This window comes from Mitsuokella apri, assembly GCF_047974105.1.
GTDB lineage: Bacteria > Bacillota > Negativicutes > Selenomonadales > Selenomonadaceae > Mitsuokella.
The window spans coordinates 38,044-59,593 of the sequence record NZ_JBHYRS010000008.1 but is presented as its reverse complement, the minus strand read 5'-3'; the positions used below and the strand labels follow the sequence as shown (position 1 = coordinate 59,593).

General features: G+C 49.7%; 21 protein-coding genes. 2 read left to right on the top strand and 19 right to left on the bottom strand.

All coding sequences use genetic code 11. The features are described 5' to 3' along the window. Window positions 1-44: 44 nt before the first annotated feature. From ACE419_RS10080 to ACE419_RS10010, 15 genes are all read right to left on the bottom strand, one after another. Window positions 45-1,292: an MFS transporter gene (locus tag ACE419_RS10080; RefSeq protein ID WP_435721916.1), complete on the bottom strand. Its 1,248-nt coding sequence runs from the start codon at window positions 1,290-1,292 to the stop codon at window positions 45-47. An 18-nt stretch (window positions 1,293-1,310) separates the two neighbouring features. Next, entirely contained in the window at window positions 1,311-2,969 is a 1,659-nt protein-coding gene (locus ACE419_RS10075; RefSeq protein WP_435721915.1) for a glycoside hydrolase family 43 protein, read from the bottom strand. 148 nt (window positions 2,970-3,117) lie between these two features. After that, window positions 3,118-3,885, bottom strand: coding sequence for a helix-turn-helix domain-containing protein (locus ACE419_RS10070; RefSeq protein WP_435721914.1), 768 nt, complete (start codon window positions 3,883-3,885; stop codon window positions 3,118-3,120). 98 nt (window positions 3,886-3,983) lie between these two features. Then, complete coding sequence (locus ACE419_RS10065; RefSeq protein WP_435721913.1) at window positions 3,984-5,453, bottom strand: ATP-binding protein; 1,470 nt, start codon at window positions 5,451-5,453, stop codon at window positions 3,984-3,986. 47 nt (window positions 5,454-5,500) lie between these two features. After that, on the bottom strand, window positions 5,501-6,445 hold the full coding sequence (locus ACE419_RS10060) for an ADP-ribosylglycohydrolase family protein (RefSeq protein ID WP_435721912.1): 945 nt from the start codon (window positions 6,443-6,445) through the stop codon (window positions 5,501-5,503). A 37-nt stretch (window positions 6,446-6,482) separates the two neighbouring features. Beyond that, the gene (locus ACE419_RS10055; RefSeq protein ID WP_435721911.1) at window positions 6,483-8,987 is read right to left on the bottom strand and encodes an excinuclease ABC subunit UvrA; all 2,505 of its coding nucleotides are present in this window, start codon (window positions 8,985-8,987) and stop codon (window positions 6,483-6,485) included. A 49-nt stretch (window positions 8,988-9,036) separates the two neighbouring features. Beyond that, the gene (locus ACE419_RS10050) at window positions 9,037-9,639 is read right to left on the bottom strand and encodes an RNA 2'-phosphotransferase (RefSeq protein ID WP_435721910.1); all 603 of its coding nucleotides are present in this window, start codon (window positions 9,637-9,639) and stop codon (window positions 9,037-9,039) included. Window positions 9,640-9,680: 41 nt separating this feature from the next. Continuing rightward, a complete protein-coding gene (locus tag ACE419_RS10045; RefSeq protein WP_435721909.1) occupies window positions 9,681-11,108 on the bottom strand; it encodes a M61 metallopeptidase family protein in 1,428 nt (475 codons plus the stop codon). A gap of 102 nt (window positions 11,109-11,210) precedes the next feature. Continuing rightward, window positions 11,211-11,474: a Txe/YoeB family addiction module toxin gene (locus ACE419_RS10040; protein WP_435721955.1), complete on the bottom strand. Its 264-nt coding sequence runs from the start codon at window positions 11,472-11,474 to the stop codon at window positions 11,211-11,213. Continuing rightward, window positions 11,474-11,722 carry a type II toxin-antitoxin system Phd/YefM family antitoxin gene (locus ACE419_RS10035; protein ID WP_432647667.1) on the bottom strand — a complete coding sequence of 83 codons (249 nt, stop codon included), beginning with the start codon at window positions 11,720-11,722 and terminating at the stop codon, window positions 11,474-11,476. The genes ACE419_RS10040 and ACE419_RS10035 overlap by 1 nt, the downstream gene beginning before the upstream one ends. A 128-nt stretch (window positions 11,723-11,850) precedes the next feature. Next, on the bottom strand, window positions 11,851-12,267 hold the full coding sequence (locus ACE419_RS10030) for a YolD-like family protein (RefSeq protein ID WP_432647668.1): 417 nt from the start codon (window positions 12,265-12,267) through the stop codon (window positions 11,851-11,853). Beyond that, window positions 12,264-13,784: a Y-family DNA polymerase gene (locus ACE419_RS10025; RefSeq protein ID WP_432647669.1), complete on the bottom strand. Its 1,521-nt coding sequence runs from the start codon at window positions 13,782-13,784 to the stop codon at window positions 12,264-12,266. Before ACE419_RS10025 ends, ACE419_RS10030 begins: the two co-directional genes overlap by 4 nt. A gap of 21 nt (window positions 13,785-13,805) precedes the next feature. After that, window positions 13,806-14,372, bottom strand: a complete 567-nt coding sequence (locus tag ACE419_RS10020; RefSeq protein ID WP_432647670.1) for a cyclase family protein — start codon at window positions 14,370-14,372, stop codon at window positions 13,806-13,808. 34 nt (window positions 14,373-14,406) lie between these two features. After that, complete coding sequence (locus tag ACE419_RS10015) at window positions 14,407-14,991, bottom strand: OTU domain-containing protein (protein WP_435721908.1); 585 nt, start codon at window positions 14,989-14,991, stop codon at window positions 14,407-14,409. A gap of 128 nt (window positions 14,992-15,119) precedes the next feature. Continuing rightward, entirely contained in the window at window positions 15,120-16,607 is a 1,488-nt protein-coding gene (locus tag ACE419_RS10010; RefSeq protein WP_435721907.1) for a hypothetical protein, read from the bottom strand. A 628-nt stretch (window positions 16,608-17,235) separates the two neighbouring features. Here ACE419_RS10010 and ACE419_RS10005 point away from each other — a divergent pair. Further along, on the top strand, window positions 17,236-17,421 hold the full coding sequence (locus tag ACE419_RS10005) for a hypothetical protein (protein WP_432647673.1): 186 nt from the start codon (window positions 17,236-17,238) through the stop codon (window positions 17,419-17,421). A gap of 75 nt (window positions 17,422-17,496) precedes the next feature. On the opposite strand, the gene ACE419_RS10000 is transcribed toward ACE419_RS10005, so the two are convergent. Further along, window positions 17,497-18,141 (bottom strand): cyclase family protein, encoded by a 645-nt coding sequence (locus tag ACE419_RS10000; RefSeq protein WP_435721906.1) that lies wholly within the window; start codon window positions 18,139-18,141, stop codon window positions 17,497-17,499. 128 nt (window positions 18,142-18,269) lie between these two features. Further along, window positions 18,270-19,454: an ATP-binding protein gene (locus ACE419_RS09995; protein ID WP_503128873.1), complete on the bottom strand. Its 1,185-nt coding sequence runs from the start codon at window positions 19,452-19,454 to the stop codon at window positions 18,270-18,272. 470 nt (window positions 19,455-19,924) lie between these two features. Here ACE419_RS09995 and ACE419_RS09990 point away from each other — a divergent pair, with 470 nt between their 5' ends. Beyond that, entirely contained in the window at window positions 19,925-20,533 is a 609-nt protein-coding gene (locus ACE419_RS09990) for an Ltp family lipoprotein (protein ID WP_435721904.1), read from the top strand. An 86-nt stretch (window positions 20,534-20,619) separates the two neighbouring features. On the opposite strand, the gene cynS is transcribed toward ACE419_RS09990, so the two are convergent. Together cynS and ACE419_RS09980 are read right to left on the bottom strand one after the other, a co-directional pair. Further along, entirely contained in the window at window positions 20,620-21,099 is a 480-nt protein-coding gene (gene cynS, locus ACE419_RS09985) for a cyanase (protein ID WP_435721903.1), read from the bottom strand. Between the two features lie 165 nt (window positions 21,100-21,264). Continuing rightward, window positions 21,265-21,525: a PhzF family phenazine biosynthesis protein gene (locus tag ACE419_RS09980; RefSeq protein WP_432648259.1), complete on the bottom strand. Its 261-nt coding sequence runs from the start codon at window positions 21,523-21,525 to the stop codon at window positions 21,265-21,267. Window positions 21,526-21,550: the final 25 nt, after the last annotated feature.

Here is a 21,550-nt window from a genome sequence, read left to right as displayed (position 1 = left end):
TCGCTTTCTTCTATCAAGATTCGGGAACGATTTTTTGTTTTCTATTAACGGGCAACGCCACGGATGGCGAAAATGCAGAGGCTGGCAACCAGCGCGAAGACCATGGAGATCACGAAGACGCCGGAGAAGCCGATGAGGCCGATGGCCGTAGCCGCGATGACCGGGCCGATAGCCTGCGGCAGCGAGTTGCCGACGTTGTAAACGCCGAGGAAGAAACCAACACGGTCCTTATCCGGAATGACCTTGAGGTTCAGGTAGTTGTCGAGGGAATTCCAGAGGCCCATGCCGATGCCGGCGCAGAAGGCGTAGACGGTGATGCCCGTCATATCGCGCAGCACAAACAGTGCCAGCGCGCCTGCGGCGAGGAACAGAGCCGAAAAGCCAATCGGCAGCTTCAGAATCTTGAATTTATCGGCAAACGGACCCGCGAAGAAGCCCATGAAGACACCGATGAAGAACATGATGGAGTTGATGAGCTGGATGCTCGTCTGCGTCATGTCGCCGCTGAGCTTCAGGAAGTCGGTCATGATGTAGAGGATGTAACCCGTGATGGCGAAGTTTGCAACGCCGAGGAGAATCTTGCCAATCAGGGCAAGATAGTAATCGCGGCCGATGTGCCAGGCCGGGAAAACCTGACGCAGCGTCGACATGGAAAGGGAATAATGCTCTTTTTTCTTGCTGTCGTCGTCTTTTTCATTGAGGTTGGACGGCTCGTGGACAATCAGCGTCGCAATCAGGACGCCGACGAACGTGATGACACCGAAGATGACGAAACCGAGACGGAACTGACCGAGGAACATGGCGCCGATGACGTTGAAACCGTTGTTGCCAAGGGCCATGCCGAGACCGCCGTAAGCCGAGGAAGCCGTGCCTTTGTACTTATCTTCCGCGAAGTCGAGCCAGGCGACCATCGGTGCGACGATGAAGTTCAGGGCCACCTGACCGATGAGCCAGCAGACGAGCAGCATGGTGACGCCTTCCGAGAAGCCTGCGCCAATCATGGAAAGCATGAAGACAAAGGCGCCGCCGACAATCCACGGGGCGCGTTTGCCGAAGCGCGAATGCGTGCTGTCGGAAAGAGCACCGGCCACCATGTTCGAGATGGCCGAGATAATGCTGCCGGAGGCCGCAAAGAGCGCGAGCATGGCGACTTTGTTCGCGGGATCGATTTCCTGCAGCAGTGCCGGCAGGAACAGTGACAGCATGACGATATATGGTCCAAGCCAGCTGGCAGGGCCGATGATCAGGCCCGGTACCAGGCGTTTGATGGAAATAACAACTTTTTGACTCATGATAATTCCCTCCTGCCCTTAGGCATCATTTTCGACTTTATAATAGTAAAAATCCGCATGCGATGTATGCTGATAGGCATCGACGCTGCCGATGAAGTTAAACAGGCCCGTAAAGCCGCCGATTTCACCCGGTTCGCCGTTGACGCCTTCATCCGAAAGGTATGAAACATCGACCGGGTCTGCAAGGGCCTGCCACTCTGCCGTCTCATCAAGGCGGTAGAATGCCTGTGCTCTGCCATTTTCATAGCGCCAACGGATTTCCGGAACGGCATCCTCGGGGATGACCACGGTATCAAAGTCAAAGGGGATGCGCATGCCGAGTCGGGCCTGCAGGATGGCGATGATGCGCTGATTTTCCTTGTCGTTCAGGCCGATATGCGCGTAAATCCAGTTGTTCGAGTCATAGTACAGGCCAACTCCTGCCGTCTGGGAGAAATGCTCCGGATGGAAATCGAGCTTTGTCTGCAGCGTATAGGCAAACGAAGTGGCGCGGGTGGCCAAAATTGATGGATTGTTTTGCGAGAAGAACGAACCGCGCCCCGAAAGCACCAGATGGCTGTTTTCTACCGCGACCCACGAAAGGTCCGGCTGATGGTATGGTGTCATAAAAGCCTTGTTGTACTTTCCTGTGGAAAAAGCATCGTAGATATCCTGACTGGCCGGCTTTGCATCTTCTGGCGCAGAAGATGGTGCCGGCGTCGTCATCTTGGCAAGATTTGTGCCGTCTTCAAGCTCGAGCCAGCCATCTTCCATCCAGCGGACTTTCTGCAAGGAGGTCTCGCGTCCGAGCGGATTACGCGTCGTTCCCGCAAGAGGCCTTGACATCAGGTGCGCAATGTAGAATTCATGGTCGGGCGTCTCAACAAGCGAGCCATGGCCGGCTTTCTGCATCAGGGAATGCGGATTATACATCTCGAAATGGCCGGCATCCGGATCGCCGAGGGAAAAGAGATGGCGTGGCGATGACGTGAGAATCGGTTCGTTTGTCGGATTTGGCTCATACGGGCCAAAGATATTTTTTGAACGGCCGATTTCAACGCCGTGGGCATAGCCCGTGCCGCCGGATGCTGCCATCATATAATAGTAATCCCCGTGTTTATAAAGCTGCGGTGCTTCAACGCAGCCCCTTGTTGTAAAGCCATTGGTGATGCGCTGCCATTTACTCATGAGCTTGCCGGTCTGCAAATCGATTTCTGCAAGTACGATGGTGCCCGGCGCCTGATAGCCGCTGCGCGTCTCCCATTCGAGAACCGCCAAATAATGATGGCCGTTTTCGTGGTAAAGCGAAGGGTCAAAGCCAATCGACGTGAGGTAAAGCGGACTTGACCATGGGCCCATGATGTCATCGGCCGACATGGCGTAGCTTTCGGCATTGAATTCGCGTCCAGCCATGTTCTGCATATGGCAGAAGACCAGCCAATATTTTCTCGTCTGCTCATCGTACGAAAGATGCGGGGCCCAGATTCCTGCTGGCGTGTTCGTGCCACGCAGGTCCACTTCGCTGCCCTGCAGCACATGCGTCAACAGCTGCCAATTCACGAGATCTTTCGAATGATAAATAGGAATACCCGGCAGCCAGTGAAAGCTGGATGTCGCAATATAGTAATCATCGCCTACGCGCAAAATGCTTGGGTCCGGTGCCATGCCCGGAATGATTGGATTCTGAATCGTCCCCATATACAGCCCCTCTCTCTTTTTATGAATCGTATATATTTGTACGTTGTGCGTTCACGTACACGCATCGTCTATACCTATATCATACCGAATAAAAAAGACGCATTCTATAAAAAATGCGTCCTAAATATAAGAAATGCCGTATTAGATTTTATTCTTTGTATTTATTTCGATACTTTTTTGGTGTGAGCCCAGTGTACTTCTGAAAAACACTGCCAAAATGGCTTTGCGATGAAAAGGATAAATACGAACTGATAATGTTGATGGGCTGATCTGTGTAGCGAAGCAGGTCAGTTGCCTGACGAATTTTGGCTTGCAGGATATATTCTTTCAGGGGAACGCCTGTAATCTGCGAAAAATGCGCGGAAAGATAATCCGTTGACAGATTGAAATCATTGGCGATGGTATTGAGGCGCAGGGGTTCCTGAATATGCTGCTGGATGTAGTTTTTGCAGCGTGCAGTCAAATCGTCATCCCGCTTGGCTTGACGTAGCTTTGCTACGAGCGAAGTATAATAAAACTCCGCTTCCCGCGCGAGTTTATCGACCTCTTCTTCTGTTTCCAGCTTTTCAAGCTGCTGAGAGTACGCGTCTTCTACGGTAAAAGCCGTTTCCGGATCGAGTCCGCCGCGGATGGCCGCACGTGAAGCCAACGTCAGGATTACGATGCCGATATTTTTCGCAGAGCGAAGCGGCGTGTCGGCAAGCTTACCCGTCATCGTGCCCGTACGTTTTTCCGCGAGGGCCTTTTTTAGCCCTTCGCTGTCCCCCTGCTCGATGCTCGAGAATTCCCGCTCCTCCTGATCGTACGGATTATGCGGCAGAGACAACTCCCGCCGCTCCATATTAATTTCCAGAATCCGGCGCTGGATCTCCTGCAGCATTCGCGCCTGCTTTGAATCTTCCTCTTCCCACATCATTTGACCATTCCCCCTTGTGCATCTTTCCCTACATAGATGCTCTATTTTTTGCAAGGCATTCTATTCTTTTTCCTATATTCTTGTTCTGGCTCATCCATTTAGGAAATGAGCAGTATATCTTTGCGGACCGCCGCTGCCGCACGAAGATCCTCATTGAAGCCGTGGATGCTGAACAAGATGTACATGGTTGTGCGCGTTTCCTTGTGCCAGTCCACGAATGCGGCCTTTTGTTCCAATGCAGTGAGAACATTTATGCCGACAGGACCGGCCCAAAACTTACATTCACCAAGCACTAACAGCTGATCTGCTTCCGACAGACCGACAACATCGATTTCGTGTGCATTGTCCCACCAGCGTCCAACCCGTTCCAGAAGGCCGGGAAACGTTCCTTCGGCAGAGAGTGACCAGAGCTTTTCCTGACAGATTTGTTCGTAAACCAAACTGACCTGATTATCGATGAAGTTTCGCTTCAGGCGGTTGAGCACGATGTCCGTATGGCCCATTTCCAGATAGCTCCGATTTGGATAGATGAACTGAAACCAGAAACGGATGAAATTGTCCCGTATTTGGTAAATTCCTTTTTTGCTCTTGGCTGGATTATTTTCGGTAACGGGAACGTCCCGTACTAATAAGTCGAGGTCAATTAGGACATTCAAATAGCGCGGAAGATTGGTCTGCTTCTGCTGCAGCATGGCTGCAATTTTCGACAGCTTATGATTGCCGGCAGCGATGACACGCAGGATGGAAAAGTAGCTGCCGATATCCGAGACTTCTTTTTGCAGGAGGAAAGTCGGCTCATCAAACAAAAAACTTGAAGGGGTCAGGATACTTTCCTGTACCGCCTTGGCGAGTTCCTCATCTTTGGCAAACATTTCAATATATTTCGGTACGCCGCCGGTGATGCTGTAGCGCTTGATCAATTCTTCCTGAGAAAAGGAAGAAGGGAAAAATTCATGATAATGAGCAAATGGAATCGGGCGTACATGGAGCTGCGCGGTACGGCGCCCGTAGAGAGGGCTGCTTTGATTTAAGGTCTGCGACATCATCATGGAAACGAGCGAACCGCATAAAATCAACATGATATTGGCGTTTTGCAGAATTGTATCCCAGATGCGCTGAAAGACGGAGAGAAAAGCCGGATCGCTTTTGCCAATATACTGGAATTCATCGATAACGATGATGAGGCGCTGTTTTTCAGCTGCCTGCGCAAGCTGCTGAAAGATTGGCTCCCAGCGCGTAAGCACGCTGTCACGAAGCAGATCGTTGTCAAGAAAATCAGCTGTCAGCTGCTGAAATGCTTCGCGGTTCATTGCTTCGGATTCTTCCGTAGCTAAAAAGTAAAGAGACGGCTTATCCTCGATGAAATGACGAATGAGTTCCGTCTTGCCGACGCGCCGACGTCCATAAATAATAACCATAGACGAAGACGTACGCGCATACTCCTGCTGCAGCGTCCGCAATTCACGGTCACGGTCTACGAATTTCATCGAAATCACCTCTAAAATAGTCTTTATAATATTATACTCTAAAATATTATATTTTAAAATATAATATTTTAGGGGCGTCACAAAATCAAAAAGTCTCGTCTGTAAAATGTGTAGACGAGACTTTTGCATCAATTACCGAGTGCGGTCTCAATCTGCTCTTTTCCCTTCAGTGCCTCTACCCATTCGGATGGAATGGCTTCATAGCCATAGATAATGCCGGCAAGTCCGCCGGCGATGGCCGCGATGGTGTCGGTGTCTTCGCCGAGGTTGACGGCACGCAGGACGCATTCCTTGTAGCTATTGCTGTGCAGCAGGCACCAGAAGACCGCTTCCAAAGTATCGACGACATAGCCGCTGCTCTTGATGGCTTCTTCCGGCAGACGGCGGAAGGCGGAGAGGTTCAACAGGCGATGATAGGCATGCAGGAGTTCTTCTCGGTATTCCGGTTTATCTTGATAGAGGCGGTGCGTTTCCTGAACGCCCTGTTCGATGGCCAAAGAAATCGGCTCTCCTGCCAGCAGCCTTAAGGCCGTCGCGACAAAGATGACGCAGGCAGCCTGACTTCTCGGATGCGCATGCGTCAGGGCCGAAACATCGTGAATCTTTGCGGCCATTTCTTCATTGAGCGTCAGTCCGCCATGTTCCTCGCAATAGATGACCATCGGCGCGATGCGCATGAGCGAGCCATTGCCGTTGTCGCGCTCGCCCCGTCCGCCGCAGGCAAGCGGCGCGATGCCGTCAACATGGCGCCGGACGGCCATCTGACTCGTCATGCCGACGTCAAAGACAACCCCGGTCGGCGTGAATTCCTGCTCGTAAAGCCAGCGTGTGAAATTCTTCATGACGTCATCGCAGTCGAGTCTGCCGAGCCGATTCAGGCTCTCGAGCAGGCAGAGCGTCATGCTCGTGTCGTCCGACCACGAGCCGGCTGGCATATGATACGTTCCTTCACCCCGCATTTCTTTGACGGGGTCTTTTTTTCGCTGCTCTCTTGAGCTGAATTCTACCGGCACACCGAGGGCATCGCCTACCGCATGGCCGTAAATCATCGCACGAATCATTTCTTTGCGCATCGTATATTCCTCTCTTTCTACGCCCTGCAATTTTCCCTTACCATGAAGTCAGGAATCTTCCCGTGATGCTCTCTTTACATGCCTTTATTTCTTCCGGCGTGCCGCTCGCGACAACCCTGCCGCCTTCTTCACCGCCGCTGGGGCCCATATCGATAATGTAATCCGCACTTTTCATAACGTCCAAGTCATGTTCGATGACGATGACGGTTGCGCCTTTGTCAATCAAGGTCTGGAACACCTGCAGGAGTGTCTCCGTATCCTGCGGGTGCAGGCCTATGGTAGGCTCGTCAAAGACAAATACGGAATCGTCCTGCTGCCGGCCCATTTCTGAAGCCAGCTTCAATCTTTGGGCCTCGCCACCCGAAAGTCCGGGCGTTTCCTCGCCAAGTGTGAGATAGCCGAGCCCGAGGTCGCGGAGAATCTGGAGCCTTGACTGTACTCTTTTCATATCTGCACAAAACTCGAGTGCCGTATTGACATCCATGGCCATGAGCTCCGGCAGGGAACTCTCTTTTCCTGCCTGGTTCTGCAGCCGTATCTTCTTTGCTTCCTTACTGTAACGGGAACCCCTGCACGATGGGCACGGGATATTCACGTCCGGCAAAAACTGTACATCCAGTGAAATCTGTCCCGTTCCATCACAGACCGGACAGCGCAGTCTGCCGGTGTTATAGGAAAAATCGCCTGCTTTATAGCCAAGCTCTTTTGCAGCTGCTGTTCGTCCGTATAGTTTCCTGAGTTCATCGTGGATATTCGCGTAAGTCGCGACGGTAGAGCGGACATTGATGCCGATTGGCGTGGCATCAATCAGTTTTACATGCGATATGCCCTCTGCCTCGATTTTCTTTACGTGTTTTGGCATCGCTTTGCCGTTGCAGAGTGCATCGAGTGCCGGCACCAGACTCTCCAAGATCATGGTCGTTTTGCCTGACCCTGACACGCCTGTGACCACGGTAAGTCCTTTCTTGGGAATATGAATCTTAAGAGGCTTTACCGTATGCAGTGCTTCTGTCTGCATAAAAATTTCACCATTGGCAAAAGGCTTTTCCCGTGCGCCTTTTCTTTGGGCATGTTGTTTGCCGCTGAGGTATTTGCCGATGATGGAGGAGCTGTTTTTTTCCATATCGCGGATGGTTCCCTCGGCGATGACCGTACCGCCTTTTGCTCCTGCATCCGGCCCCATTTCGATAAGCCAGTCCGATTCCTTTAGTATCTGCGTATCATGGTCAACCAGCAGGACGGAATTTCCATCCCGCACGAGATCATGCATCACGTTATTCAGGCCCACGATATTGGCAGGGTGAAGGCCGATGGAAGGTTCATCCAAAACGTACAGCACGCCTGTCGTCCGATTCCGCACAGCCCTTGCCAGCTGCATTCTCTGCCGTTCCCCTGTCGAGAGCGTAGCGGATGCCCTGTCGAGCGTCAGATACGAAAGACCAAGGTCCATGAGCCTTGCAGCGACTTCCAAGTAAGACTCGCAGATATTTTTCGCCATGGGCCTCATGTCCTCAGGCAGGGAAGCCGGCACTTTTTTGACCCACGCGATGGAATCCTTCAGCGTCATTTTGCAGACATCTGCCAGCGAGATGCCCATGATTCTCGGCGCTCTTGCTGCATCTGAAAGTCTCGTTCCGTGGCATTCCGGACAGACATCCTCTTTCAGGAATTTTTCTACGCGCTTCATGCCTTTTTCGTCCTTGACCTTGTTCAGGGCGTTAAGGACCGTAGCTGTCGCGCTGTAGTAGGTAAAATCCAGTTCGACCGCATCCGCCGTCGTGGCCTTCTTTGGCCGGTGAAGAATGTGTTTTTTCACCATCGGGCCGTCGTAGACAATGGCTTTTTCCTTGTCCGTCAGGTCCTTAAAAGGAACATTCGTCCGGACGCCCATTTCCCTGCAGACATCCGTCATGAGCGACCACATGAGAGAATTCCATGGCGCCACGGCTCCTTCCTCGATGGTCAGGCTTTCATCGGGAATCAGCGTACTCCGGTCCACCGTCCGGACCATGCCTGTTCCCCCGCAGCATTTGCAGGCGCCGCTCGAATTAAAGGCTAAATCTTCAGCACCGGGCGCTAAAAAATGCTCGCCGCACACCGGACAGACAAGGTCCTGCATCAGGGCCACATTGAAGCTCGGCTCTACATAATGGCCATTCGGGCATCTGTGTGAAGCCAGTCTGGAAAACATCAATCGCAGGCTGTTCAACAATTCTGTTCCAGTGCCAAAAGTAGAGCGGATTCCCGGGACACCGGGCCTTTGGTGCAGGGCAAGTGCTGCCGGTACGTAAAGCACCTCATCCACATCCGCGCGGGATGCCTGCGTCATCCTTCTTCTCGTATAGGTCGAAAGTGACTCCAAATACCTCCTCGAGCCCTCTGCGTACAGGACGCCAAGGGCAAGGGAGGACTTGCCCGAGCCCGACACACCGGCAATGCCGGTAATGCCATGAAGCGGGATATTTACGTTAATGTTCTTGAGATTATGAACCCGCGCACCTCTTACTATGATGTTTTGCGGCTGTTCCGTTATGTTCATCATGAACGCAACTCTTTTCTTTTACCGATTTGCACCGTCTCACACATGGCTGTCATTTTTTGAAGTCATGGTGACAGCATGCCATGGATTCAAGCGCCTTCAAATAAACAGGCTTTACCATCTGCGTAAGCCAGACGCCATTTTCCGACAGGAAAAACGTGCAGCCGTCACGCAGCATGGCTTTGGCATCTACCTCGTAAATCAGGATAGGCCCTTTCTTCTGGCGCCGTCCAGCCACGCGTTTGGCTGTTTCGATATTCGGCGAAAGATGCACATACAGGCGGTTCATCGGCAGGAGTCCCTTTTCCTCAATGCTCATACGGTTCGGCTCAATCGTGCCGTGATAGAGCACTGCAGGCGGTACAGCCTTCTTTAGTTCGACATCCACAGGGATAGAATGTCCTTGTCTGGCGCGGATCTTCGTCTTGTCCTCGTTAAAGGCAACGCGTTTCTTATCATTATAGAGGACAATGCGCTCAAGCTCCTGCATGGAGCATTCCGTACCATGTGCAGCTAAAGCCTGCAGCATTTCCCTGACATCGGCCCAGCCGTGTTTGTCGAGCTGGATGCCAATCTGCTCCGGATGATGGCGCAGAACACAGGCAATTTTGCGGCTGTGCCTGACTTCCTGCGAAGTTAATTCGTCGTCTTCCATAGATTTCCCTTCCCCTGCCGGGCACTGTCCGTCCGTGCAGACTATTTTTTCTTAGCGGCCTTTGCCGCTGCTTTTTCCTGCTGTGCCTTTTCCCATAGTTCCCGTACCGATGGCTGCTTGTACGTAGAATCCGCAAGCATGAAAAGCTCTGGATAGTTGCCGGCATTGACATCGGCAGAATTGTCGCCTTTTATTTTATGCGCTTTGAAAAATGCGTCCCGGTCAGTCGGCAGGACAGAAGCATTCTCTTTGCTCTTTATGACAGGCGCAATGCTCACATCGCGTTCTTCCCCCGCTGACGTGCGAATATGGAATACTGCCGGTTTTTTCATCTGCAAAAGTTTCAGCTGCAGTTCATTGGGCTTGTACCAGGCCACGTTCTCGCCATTCAGAGACAGAAGTTCGTCCCCTTTTGCCAAAGCAGGGAGATCCTCGCGCACGGAAGCCACGAAGAAACGGTTGCCCTCGCCTTTTTTATGAGTCATGTTCAAGGCGAAGCCGAAGTCCGCGTAATCATTAAAGGCCTTGTAGGCATCGTTCAAAAATCCATCCCACTGGTCATCAAGAAAACGCCAAGTCGAAGTCAGACTCACGATGTCATCGTCGGCCTGCATCGTGCCAGTCGTATAAGATGCTCCCTGCCAGCGGTCGTACCTCTCCTGGTCTTTCATCAGCGCCAGCATGGTACCGCCGTTATACGGGCGTGTCTCAAACGTAATCAGCGGCAGTCCATCGCCAAGCGGTCTGCCGGAAAACACGACGATATCCGAATCCTTTTTATGATAATAAAAATCAAAGTTCTCGTACAGAGCCTTGCCAAGCTTGTCTTTCAGCAGAGACTGACGATGGAGAAACAGCCATGCCTGCACCTGCGTCGGAGAGACATTCGGCAAAAAGATGCGCGGTCTGGCGTCACGGCGGACCGAATCCGACGCTTTTTCATCACGGATCACGCCTTCGCGCAAATAACTTTGCGGCCTGGCCGCTAAGAGTCTGCCAATGGCCTGTGTCGTCTTGCCCTTGCCTTCCTGCTGCCAAAGGACTTTCCCTTCCTCATTGACCAGCTGGAATTGATACGACTTCGCCCCGGCGGCCTGCTGCAAAGCTGCTTCGCTGACAGAGTACTGCCCCGAAAAAATGTCGGCTGCATGCATATCGGCTTCACTGCCCACTGGTGTCAGCGGAATTTCCTGCCCGTCCGCGAGCAGGCGGGCGTGAATCGGTCCCTGCTGCTTAGCCAGTTTGCGGCTCTGATCCCAAAATTCGAAATAATAGACAGCTGCACTGCCGTCTGGTCTGTATACCTTGAGCAGCGGCACGTCTGGGCCTGTTACAAAAGCGACATTTCCGTCCGGAGACTTATGGGCAAGAACATTCGTGCCCAAAGGAAACATCCCCGACGCCTCAACAGAGCCGGCTAGAAAGACACTGGCCAGAACAGCCACCCCTAAACTTTTGCGAAAATACATTGGCAATCACGCTCCCTCTACTGTCGGACTGCAAAACTGTTCAGCCTCTTTGCGTTCAGTGGATGGATACATGTGCAGATAGAGTCTGCAGGCTGTGGTTTGCTAAAATTCGTAGTGTGTCCACATGCTGATAATCTTTACAGCCTTGTCTTCCTGATACACCTGATACACTAATCTGTGCTGTATATTGATTCTCCTGGAGTATGCTCCTAAAAGACTTCCCTTTAATTTCTCGTATGGCGGCGGATTTTGAAAGGGATTTTCTTTTATGACTGCGATTAATTTTTTTGCTTTGCTATCAAGGTGTGCTGCCTTTAGCTTTGGTATATCTGCTGCAGCCTGCTTTGTATAGTAGAGTTTCCACATCACCACTTCACCGCATCTTCGTCAAGGCATTCAGTTAAAGGTGTGTTAAGACCATCCACTATTTTTTTCTGCATGGCAGGATTCGTTGAGAGTTCCAGCGTAGCAAGCATATCCCTGTAATCTTCCTCGCTCAAAAGAATCGCATTCCCCTGTTTCCCTGTAATGCATACGGGCTCATTGTATTCGACCGTCTGACTTAGCGTCTGATAGATATTCTTACGAAATGTCGTTGCATTCATGATCTGCATAATATCCCCTCCCTATACGTACATTATAGCGTACATAGTGTAGAGCGGCAAGATTTTTGAAAACATCTCCTTTTTCTATGCGTATCATTCATCGGTTATAACTGATAAAATTCTTATTATGTATAAATTTAACAGTTATAATTGTTAAAAAATAAAACATCGGTCAGACAAATCCATTGACTTCCTTCCAGAAGCAGGCAATGCCTCACGGTGTCGATTTTCTGCAGGCGTCCGGTGGCCGTGATATAGGTTCCGCCATCAGCCGTCATATCCTGCTGAAAATAGGTGATTGTGACCTTCGGATGCTTCTGAATTCTTGCCATGAGTTCCTGCATTCTGCGGTCGAGCTGCTCTTTTTCATCGTCGGACAGCTCGATGCGCTGGACGAGCGGCCGCGTGGATTCGGCGAGGATATCGTCGTAGCCGGTCAGAGCGGCAAAGGGTGAAAACTGGGCTGCTCGCTTTTCGCGCGGCATTTGCGGATGATGCTTGGAGACGGGATGCGGCAGGTTGATGATATCATCGTAATTTCTCTGCTCGCTCATGCCTTATGACCTCCAATCTGCCCGTTGCGCTGAATCATCGTCGCGCCTTCCTGCAGGTTGGCGGCACGCAGCAGGGAGTTCTTGCCGTATTTGTCCTTGATGGCCAAAATGGCTTTCTGTATCTTTTTCTCACGCTGCTCGTCTTTTGCTTCCTGCTCTTTTTGCCTTGCCTCGGCCTGATAGTCACGGAAAAGGTCCATTTCCTCAGCTGCCGGTGCTTTTTTCGGGATATCTTCTTCCCGCATGGTATGGTTGGCTACAATCGTAATGCGGCGCACAAGCAGGTCCGGATTGGTGATCTTGTCGAAGAGTTCCATCATTTTCGCCAGCATCAGGCGGCTTGAGGACGTGTATTTGCCGAGGTTGATGGAGCCATGGGCAGCTTTCGGCACGGTACGGCCGTAGCGGTCGACGTGGACGGGGCCTCTATAGGCTTTGTGGCCGGCTTGATTCTTCATATTTTCGATATCATAGCCGACGGTCAGGATGAGCTGGTCGGCGACGAGCTGCTTGGCCACGAGGTCGAGCACGAGCTGGTCCGTCATTTCCCAAGTCACGAGACGGGCTTTTTCGTGCGTGTACGGCTCCTGCAGGACCTGCCCCGAGCCGAGGCTGTGATTTTCCGGTTGATAGGCTTTGATATCGGCCAGCGTGCAGGGCTCCCAGCCCCAGGCGTGGTCGATGAGGAGTTCGGCATTGACGCCGAACATTTTGTAAAGTAAATCTTCATTATAATAGTCCGATTTTTGGCCGAGGGAACAGCGGGCAATATCGCCCATGGTGCGCAGTCCGACTTCCTGCAGCTTTTTGGCATAGCCCTTGCCGACGCGCCAAAAATCCGTCAATGGCTCGTGATGCCAGAGATTTTTGCGATAGCTCATCTCGTCGAGCTCGGCGATGCGTACGCCGTCTTTGTCTGCCGGCATATGCTTGGCCACGATATCCATGGCAATTTTAGCAAGATACAGATTCGTGCCGATGCCGGCCGTGGCCGTGATGCCCGTTTCGTCGAGGATGTCCTGAATGATTTGGCGGGCCAGCTGATGGGCCGTGATGTTCCGGTACTTCAAGTAATTCGTCACATCGATGAAGACCTCGTCAATCGAATAGACGTGGATGAGCTCGGGCACGACGTAGCGCAGATAAATCTGGTAAATCTGCGTGCTGTATTTCATGTAAAGGGCCATGCGCGGCGGGGCGACGATGTAATCGACGGCAAAATCCTTGTGAGCAGCGAGTTCCTCCGCATCTGACGATTTGCCCGTCAGCATCCGACGCGGTGCAAAGAAACGGCGCCTGCGATTGACCTCTTCCACGCAGCGAATGACCTCAAAAAGACGCGCACGCCCCGGAATGCCGTAGGCCTTGAGAGACGGCGATACGGCAAGGCAGATGGTCTTTGCGGTGCGTGTCGGGTCAGCGACCACGAGATTTGTCGTGAGAGGATTGAGATTCCGCTCACGGCATTCCACCGACGCATAGAACGATTTGAGATCGATGGCAAGATACGTAGGCATGCGTTCACTTCCTTTATATATCTATATATCGGCTATATCGACGACCACCCGGCAGGGCAGTCCCGTCATATCCGCATAACGGACCGGATACGTGCTGACCCTGCCCTGTCCGCCGGCCTTGACCACATCTCTCAAGCTGCAGAGATTTTCCACGATGAAGACACCGCGGTCCGCACAGTACTGATCCGTCGGCTTATGTTCCTTGCCGTTGCGCACGCCGGAAAAATCCACGCCGATAAGGGAGATTTTTTTGCTCAGCAGGGCATCAATCAGCTCTTTTGACAAGCAGGGATGCGTACCGAGGTAAGCTTTTGTCCCATATCCCTTTGCCTCGATGAAGCCGGAATAGAACCCGACAAACATATCGGCCTTCACTTTATCAAGGTCGATATCGGAAGTCGTCACTTCCCGGTCCCGAATATCGCTGATATCAAAAAATATGCCCTGCCGCTCCACATACTCAAGCGGGAAGGCCTTGTCCATCACATCAATATGCGTGCCGAAATGTTCCATGTTGAATTTATGAAGACTTCTTCGTGCATCATCGACTAGTTCTGGGGTTATTTCCAAGGTAATATCAATCTTCATATGCTCATAACCCTTCCATAAATATAAAATTACTTCATTTCACCCTGTCAGTCCGATTGGTAATACCTTGGGATACTTTGTCGAAGAGAATCAGTCCGCCTTTACGCGAATAGCCCGTGTCCCACAGGACCGACAAATCCAGCCACTGCCATTGACCGTAGGTGACGACTTTGACCAGAAAAACATCGCCGAAGTTCTGATACCCCGTCAGCAAATACCAATGCCAGACATACGGCTCCATCAATGGATTTTTGTGGCGAAGAGTCAGGCAGGGAATCGGCATGCCCTTGTCAATCTGCTGACAAATGATAGCCTTTGTATCTTCGAGAGATTCTTTCCCCGGCCACGGCTGCAGATGCAGGATCGTATTTCCCCGCTCCTGCAGATAGCCGGAAAAACCATCAATATACGTTTCAAGTTTGTCGATACCTGTAGGCCGCGGATAGAGATACGGCTGCATATCCTGCTCTGCAAAGCGGATGTAATCGGCCTTGGTCACATGATTGGCATCATATGGGTACAGCTCCATCATGCCATGGTAACGTGCCAGATAGATGCAGCAGTCGCACGCCCTGAAACTCCCCATGGCTAAAGCGAGGGGGTTCTTGAGTACGTACATAACTTCCCAATATCCTCGAAAGGATATCGGACTGGCTATGCTTCCTCAAAAATTTCACAGACAAGCGTTCCATTGAACGCATTAGCGTCTGTCCGGCCCGTTTCAAGACCGGATACCTGAAATCTGTTTTATATTCCAATACTGCTCAGGTTATGGTTTCCGAGCAGGCGGGTTACTTCTGCGTTGTGCATCTGGATGAAATCAGGGAATCTGCGGTTGCATTTCTCTAAGTCGAAGGTTTTTAAATCGGGATTGACGTTCTGAATCAGGAACGCGCTGTACATGTCCCGCTGGATTTTCAATCCAGCAATGAGGTTCCATCTCTGGGACAGCTTCTTCTTTTTGTACGTTCCTTCAACGTGGTTGAACTGGGAAGCTCTGGCTTCCCGCGTATCAATCTTGATGAGGGTGCGTCCAAATTCTTGGAGCTTGCGGTTGAGAATACTGAGAAGCATGGCTGGTGCCCGATTCGCTAGGGATTTGCCGAAGCGTTTCTTTCGCTTGAACCTGCCCTTCTCGTTCTTCTCGGTCTTGGCGGAGCGCCTTTGCAGGGCTTTGAAGTTCATGTCTTCGACATAGAAGGTATCGCCGAGCGTGAGCAGGTGGTTTGCTAGGAGCTCATGCTGGAGCTTGCGGACTTCCCGCTGCTTGCGGTAAGTCTCTTTGAGTCTTGCAAGAACCTTTTCATAACGCTTGCTGCGGTGCCATATCGGACGGTTTCCTTTCGCGTGCCGGACTGCTGTCCCGTCTTCATGGAACTGGTCGGGATTGGTTGCCCTGCGGCTTCGGTCCAGTTTTCGCAGGAGGCGATGCCGTTCACGCTCGTAACCTTGTGCCTTGTCTGCCAGCTCCTCGATGCGGACTTCCTTTTCTGAGGCATACGCAATGGTGGATGTGCCGATGTCGATGCCGACGTCGCCCTTGCCGAGCAGATGAACGAAAGTGCCATCGGACTTGTGCCGTTTGGCTGGTTTCCTGCCTTTGAATACGACCTGCAGGTAGTACTTTCTTTTCCCTCGGACAGATTCCCGAAGGATTCGGCAATAGGCAATGGGCATCTTCAAGGCTTCCATCTCATAGGGATTCTTTTCATCGACCAGTACGGGCATCCTGAGATTCGACCAGATGCATTCCCTGCGTTCTGGCTTGAAGAGGATTCCCGTGGTATTGGTCTTGCCTTCAAGGGAATTGAGCTGGCCGTATTTCTTGAAATGGATGGCCTTGCTCTCTCCTTTGAACAGTTTCTCGAAGGAGCGCCATACGCTCAGGGAAAGCTTCTGCGCGAGGTGTGCGCCGATATGCTTCTCGAAGTGTTTACGGATTGGCGTGATCATCTTGGAAAGGCCGTACTCCGTAAGTCCTGCTTCGCATCTCAGACGGTTGATCTCGGCCCAGACTGGCTTATCGTGTGCTTTATCGTGATTCAGGGAATCGAGCAAGGCACGATATTTCTTCGTCTTCTTGAGTTCGTTCCAGTGTTTGAGGCTGACGTTTGCCAAGGCATTATAGATCTGCCTGCCGGCTTCAAAGCGCTTATCCATGACATCTTCCTGCCACGGCTCGGTCTTCAGTTTGAATTTCAGCACGAAATGCGGTGCAGATGCTTTGCTTGCCATAGATGCAGCCTCCTTTGGTTTCTCCCTTCATTATAGCAGAATGCTTTTTCGAGGGCAGCTGCCAAAGGCTGCTGTAAAACGGATTTCAGGTATGAAATTTTAAGGGAACCCTCTGGCTTTTCAGCCATGCGATTGGGAGTTTGTCGTTCATATCGGGGCGCTGCTCCCGATACAGTTCTCTTATGAACTTCTTGCAGTCTCCTGCAAGCACAGACTATATCTTGTTCCTCTGCGCTGCACGCAGTAGGGTCTCATCCACTTCGGGGCGCTTGCCCCTACTTCCCTCGGGAGGAATAGTCGTTGAACTTTCTCCTGTTCGGAGCTTAGCTGCTGATTGCCCATTGTGCGATTCGGTGTTTAGGATTTGACCTTGCACCATCCAAGTGATTCTTTCTACTTTCGCCACGTTCACGTTGGCCTTTCTTTCAGGGCTGCGTTGTCGTTCTCTTGGCTTTAGGGGATTCCAGCAATTCAGATGCTGTCCTGTCCATGTCTTGGCACGGCTCTACACGCAGATTACTCTACGTGCTGATTGATTGCGTTACGCGCCTATCCCTATAGCTTAAGCTAAGGGCTTGCGGCGCGAAGTTAATCGGTCACGCCGCATCTAACGAAGGGGGTCGATGAAATGTGCAATCTGAGTGAGGGCGTTGAGAAACGCGGCGAACATAATAAAGCTGTGGCTTCCGCGCGTATCATGATAAAAAATGGGGAACCAAAAGAAAAAATAATGTTATACTTGGGGCTTTCGGAAGAGGAAGTTGATGCACTTATGCAGAAGGTAATGGAACTCATGAACGGAAAGAGTGCATAAGACAAATGATACCTCTTTCGTAACCAAATGGAAGATAATGGCAGTTGCTATCATTTATTGATGCAGCTGCTATTTTTATGCGAACCATGCGACAGCACGGATGGGAGCACCATCGCAGTCGTCGATTTTCAAAGGAAAGCAGCTGAACCAGAAAAGGTCCCTGCCGCACAAGTCGAGATTCTTCAGGTTCTCGATGTTCACGATATTCTTTTCGCGGAACAGCTTTTTATGCCTCGTTAAATTCTCGTCGGCAATCGGATCGAGCCCAATCACATCGAAGCCAATCCCTTTATAGTCGCCCTGCAGGATATAATCCATGACTTCGTCGTCAATACAAGGATAATCGCCAAAATAGGCCTCAGTCCCCCAGCGTTTGTCCCAGCCAAGGTTGAAAAGCAGAAAGTCTGCCTGATTTGCCTGATCGCCGGCATTTTTGATGCAGTTCATGGTGATCGACTGCCCTTCCTGCAGGTCGCGGCAGTCGATGACGATGGCTTTGCCGATAAACTGCTCTGCCGGGAACTGGTCCAAGGTCGTTCTTCCGGCAAACAGATGAGCCGGCGGGTCCATGTGCGTGCCAGTATGAGAATACATCTTAATCAGTGTTTCCTTGAAGCCGTTTCTTTCATAAGTATTGGCTGTCAGCAATGCAGGAGGGTCCGTTCCGGGATATACAGGCATATTCTCTCGTATCGTATGGGTTAAATCAATGACTTGCATAGCATTCTCCTAGCTTGCACCTAATCAATGTTTACTTATTTACTTGGATGCTTTCAGTATAGCATAAGGATAACATGAACGGCGAAGCATCCGATATAGGATAAAAATTGAGGCCTTGAAAAACAGTCTCATTTGTCCAATAACCATTGCAGAACATTTTGTTTGCAAATGCCGTTATAGTCAGCCGCAGACTCGATTTCATCAAGGGTGAGCAAAAATTTCGGATAGTTGTCCCGGATCCGCTGCAGAGGCTTTAATTCCCTCTCCATCACTTCTGGCTGCAATGTCGATTCCGAAATCTGATAATAAGCAAGGCCTTGTTCATTTTTGGTAACAAAATCGACTTCACCACCTGTCATGGAGCCTACATATACTTCATAGCCGCGGCGTAAAAGTTCCAGATAAACGGTATTTTCCAGGATATGTCCGGTATCCTGCCCGTGCCTGCCGACTTTTAGATAGCGCAGTGCTGCATCGACGACATAGTACTTCGGGTTAATTTTCAAGAGTTCCTTGCCCCTGATATCAAAGCGGTCTGCCTGATAGACGAGCAGGCTGTCCTGCAGGCCAGTCAGGTATTTCTCGACTGTCTTGCTGTCAATCTTTCGTCCGGCACTGGTCATAGAAGCCGCAATCTTGCGGATGGACAGCAAGCTGCCAACATTGGCAAACAGGTACTTTACGATGCTCTCGAGCATCTTTACATCACTGATATGCAAGCGGCCTATGACATCCTTCAGAAGGACGGTATTATAAAGTCCTGTCAAATATTCATGAATATCCTGCTGACGGCCCTCGAGCTGTAAGGTATATGGAAAAGAACTTTCTGTGATATAACGCTCATAGATTTCCCGCAGCGTGTGATTCGCTGACAAATTGCTGGCCTCATAATATTCCTTGAACGACAGCGGCAGCATTTTCAGCTCCACATAGCGGCCAGAAAGCAAGGTTGCCAACTCTCCGGACATGAAGTAGGCATTGGAGCCGGTAATATAGACATCCGTATTGTCCTTAATGAACAGACTGTCCACGGCTTTTTCAAAGTGAGGCACATGCTGGATTTCATCCAAAAAAATGTAGTTCATCCCCGTAGGCTGCATGTGCGCCGTAACATATTGATAAAGCGCATGATATTCCTGCAGGTCTTCAAATGCCAGATCTTCGAAATTGATGCTAATGATATTCTCTTTCGAAACGCCCTGCTCCAAAAGATCATTCTGAAACAGCTCGAAGAGCTTTGATTTTCCGCAGCGTCTGACACCAGAAACGACCTTGATGATGTGTCTGTCTTTGTGACGCTGTAAAAACGACATATATTCTTTTCGTTCTAACAATTTCATGATTTCACTCCATTATGAAAATAAATCCATATTTATCCGTATTATATCATAAATATGGAATTTATTCTATATTTATGATTTTTATATCATATATAAAGACTTTATTCTAAAAAACTCTTTCATACCCAAGTTCCTATGCTAATTTGTGTTCGATAAAGTATAATATTAAACGAACATATTCATAAATTAAATTTGTAATATTTACGAACATAAAATCATAAAAAATACAGGTATTCAATAAGGTACACCTTTTTGAATACTTGTTTTACTTAATGAATACATGAATAACTATCTTTTAGATGTATATATTAATTGATGCAAGTGATTTATAATGAAAATTCAAAATTTAAAATAAACTCATAAAAGAAGGAATATTTTAATGAATATAGAAATATATATTAGAGTTAAACGAAAAATCTATTTATAAGAAAGAAGGTATCCCTATGAGAAAAGTTCTATCCATTTTTATGGCACTAATTTTTGCTTTTGCCATTGCTGCCTGTGGCAGTAATAATGGGCAGTCGTCTTCTAATTCATCTACGTCGTCATCAGCAGCATCGGCAGAGCAGTCACAAGCTAAAAAAGGAGCGCCTAAAGTTGATCCTAACGCTACTGCGGATCAAAAGAACGCAGTCAAGAAGGCATACAGCTATGCTACTACCATGCATATGTCACTGAATAAAATTCGTGATCAGCTGGTCCAATTTGATAAATTTTCAGAGGCTGATGCTGATTATGCCGTTAGCAAACTTACCGATATTGATTGGAATAAGGTCGCACTAAAGAAAGCTGAATCATATACCCAGACGGTAAATATGGCAAAATCCAAGATTCCAAATCAGCTGGTTCAATTTGAGGGGTTTACGCAGGAACAGGCTGATTATGCTGTCAATAATTTAAATGTTGATTTCAAGGAAGTAGCCGCTCGTAAAGCAAAGAGTTATCAGCAAAGCCAAAATATGAGCACGGAAGGAATCCGTAATCAATTGTTGAATTTTGAAGGCTTTACTGAAGACGAAGTTGATTATGCAATTAGCAAGTTACAGAAGTAATTTAAATGAGAATTAATGTAAAAAGCCATTCTGATGAATGGCTTTTTTGTTTCATAAAATATGAATGGCTGTTCACTTGTATAGCATTACCAAGGATATTTGCCTTTTTTAGCATATGGCAGCAATTTGCCATCCATTTTGATGATGACGCGGTGATTCCCCTCGGCATCGGTGATGACATCAACATCAAGACCAAAGTCGATGGCGCTCATGATGGCATTGCCGCCTTCTTCATGAATGATAGATTTTATGGCAGGACCATACGTATCGATGACTTCATGGAGGCGATACAGGATAGGATCCGTATTTCCTTTATAAGGATGCTCGGAGAGAAAGGCTGTATCGGCCGGCGTCAAGCCAAGTACCTCAGCCAGCTTGCTGCAATACTCTGCAGGCACGTACTGCTGGCCGTCAAAGACAGAGGCTATCCACATCTTGCTTACACCGAGCTTTTCTGCGAGCTCTTTATAGGTAAGACCTGATTTCTTTTTTGCTTCGCACAATTTCTCCAGTTCGTCTGCATATTTGATGCGCGTCAAATAATCTGCATTACTCATAGGTGTCATGATACGTTCCTCCTTCCAGAAAAAGCAAAAGACAACGAAGCCAATTGACCTCGTTGTCTACATTTAAGATATCACTCTGGTGTTTATTAGTCAATGAAAATTTATAGGAGTGTTTTATATTTTTCGACTAATTTATGGCTGTTTTTATTTTCAGCCATAAAGCCTCTAGACAAAGAGCTCACACTTGGAAAATAAGGCTGCATGACCGGCCAATTTCACACGGTTCCCTGCCATACGGCAATAGAGGACGCCTGTGCGTTCACTGGCCTGGAATGCCTTGATTTCGTTCTTGCCGAGACGTTTTGCCCAATAAGGGATAATGTGGCAGTGGCCGCTGCCGCATACCGGGTCTTCGACGATAGAAAGTTTTGGTGCAAAAGACCTAGAGATACAGTCAAAATCCTGGCCTTGAGCCGTCGTGTGCATTGAACCTCTCCCACTTATAGAAGCG

Bases quoted from the DNA above. Each gene is read 5' to 3' on its own strand.
- ACE419_RS10015 (WP_435721908.1), bottom strand. From the start codon at position 14,991: ATGTACGTACTCAAGAACCCCCTCGCTTTAGCCATGGGGAGTTTCAGG.
- ACE419_RS10000 (WP_435721906.1), bottom strand. From the start codon at position 18,141: ATGCAAGTCATTGATTTAACCCATACGATACGAGAGAATATGCCTGTA.
- ACE419_RS10070 (WP_435721914.1), bottom strand. From the start codon at position 3,885: ATGATGTGGGAAGAGGAAGATTCAAAGCAGGCGCGAATGCTGCAGGAG.
- ACE419_RS10055 (WP_435721911.1), bottom strand. From the start codon at position 8,987: ATGATGAACATAACGGAACAGCCGCAAAACATCATAGTAAGAGGTGCG.
- ACE419_RS10075 (WP_435721915.1), bottom strand. From the start codon at position 2,969: ATGGGGACGATTCAGAATCCAATCATTCCGGGCATGGCACCGGACCCA.
- cynS (WP_435721903.1), bottom strand. From the start codon at position 21,099: ATGACACCTATGAGTAATGCAGATTATTTGACGCGCATCAAATATGCA.
- ACE419_RS10060 (WP_435721912.1), bottom strand. From the start codon at position 6,445: ATGCGCAAAGAAATGATTCGTGCGATGATTTACGGCCATGCGGTAGGC.
- ACE419_RS10005 (WP_432647673.1), top strand. From the start codon at position 17,236: ATGTGCAATCTGAGTGAGGGCGTTGAGAAACGCGGCGAACATAATAAA.
- ACE419_RS10030 (WP_432647668.1), bottom strand. From the start codon at position 12,267: ATGAGCGAGCAGAGAAATTACGATGATATCATCAACCTGCCGCATCCC.
- ACE419_RS09995 (WP_503128873.1), bottom strand. From the start codon at position 19,454: ATGTCGTTTTTACAGCGTCACAAAGACAGACACATCATCAAGGTCGTT.
- ACE419_RS09990 (WP_435721904.1), top strand. From the start codon at position 19,925: ATGAGAAAAGTTCTATCCATTTTTATGGCACTAATTTTTGCTTTTGCC.
- ACE419_RS09980 (WP_432648259.1), bottom strand. From the start codon at position 21,525: ATGCACACGACGGCTCAAGGCCAGGATTTTGACTGTATCTCTAGGTCT.
- ACE419_RS10040 (WP_435721955.1), bottom strand. From the start codon at position 11,474: ATGTGGAAACTCTACTATACAAAGCAGGCTGCAGCAGATATACCAAAG.
- ACE419_RS10010 (WP_435721907.1), bottom strand. From the start codon at position 16,607: ATGGCAAGCAAAGCATCTGCACCGCATTTCGTGCTGAAATTCAAACTG.
- ACE419_RS10020 (WP_432647670.1), bottom strand. From the start codon at position 14,372: ATGAAGATTGATATTACCTTGGAAATAACCCCAGAACTAGTCGATGAT.
- ACE419_RS10080 (WP_435721916.1), bottom strand. From the start codon at position 1,292: ATGAGTCAAAAAGTTGTTATTTCCATCAAACGCCTGGTACCGGGCCTG.
- ACE419_RS10025 (WP_432647669.1), bottom strand. From the start codon at position 13,784: ATGCCTACGTATCTTGCCATCGATCTCAAATCGTTCTATGCGTCGGTG.
- ACE419_RS10035 (WP_432647667.1), bottom strand. From the start codon at position 11,722: ATGCAGATCATGAATGCAACGACATTTCGTAAGAATATCTATCAGACG.
- ACE419_RS10050 (WP_435721910.1), bottom strand. From the start codon at position 9,639: ATGGAAGACGACGAATTAACTTCGCAGGAAGTCAGGCACAGCCGCAAA.
- ACE419_RS10045 (WP_435721909.1), bottom strand. From the start codon at position 11,108: ATGTATTTTCGCAAAAGTTTAGGGGTGGCTGTTCTGGCCAGTGTCTTT.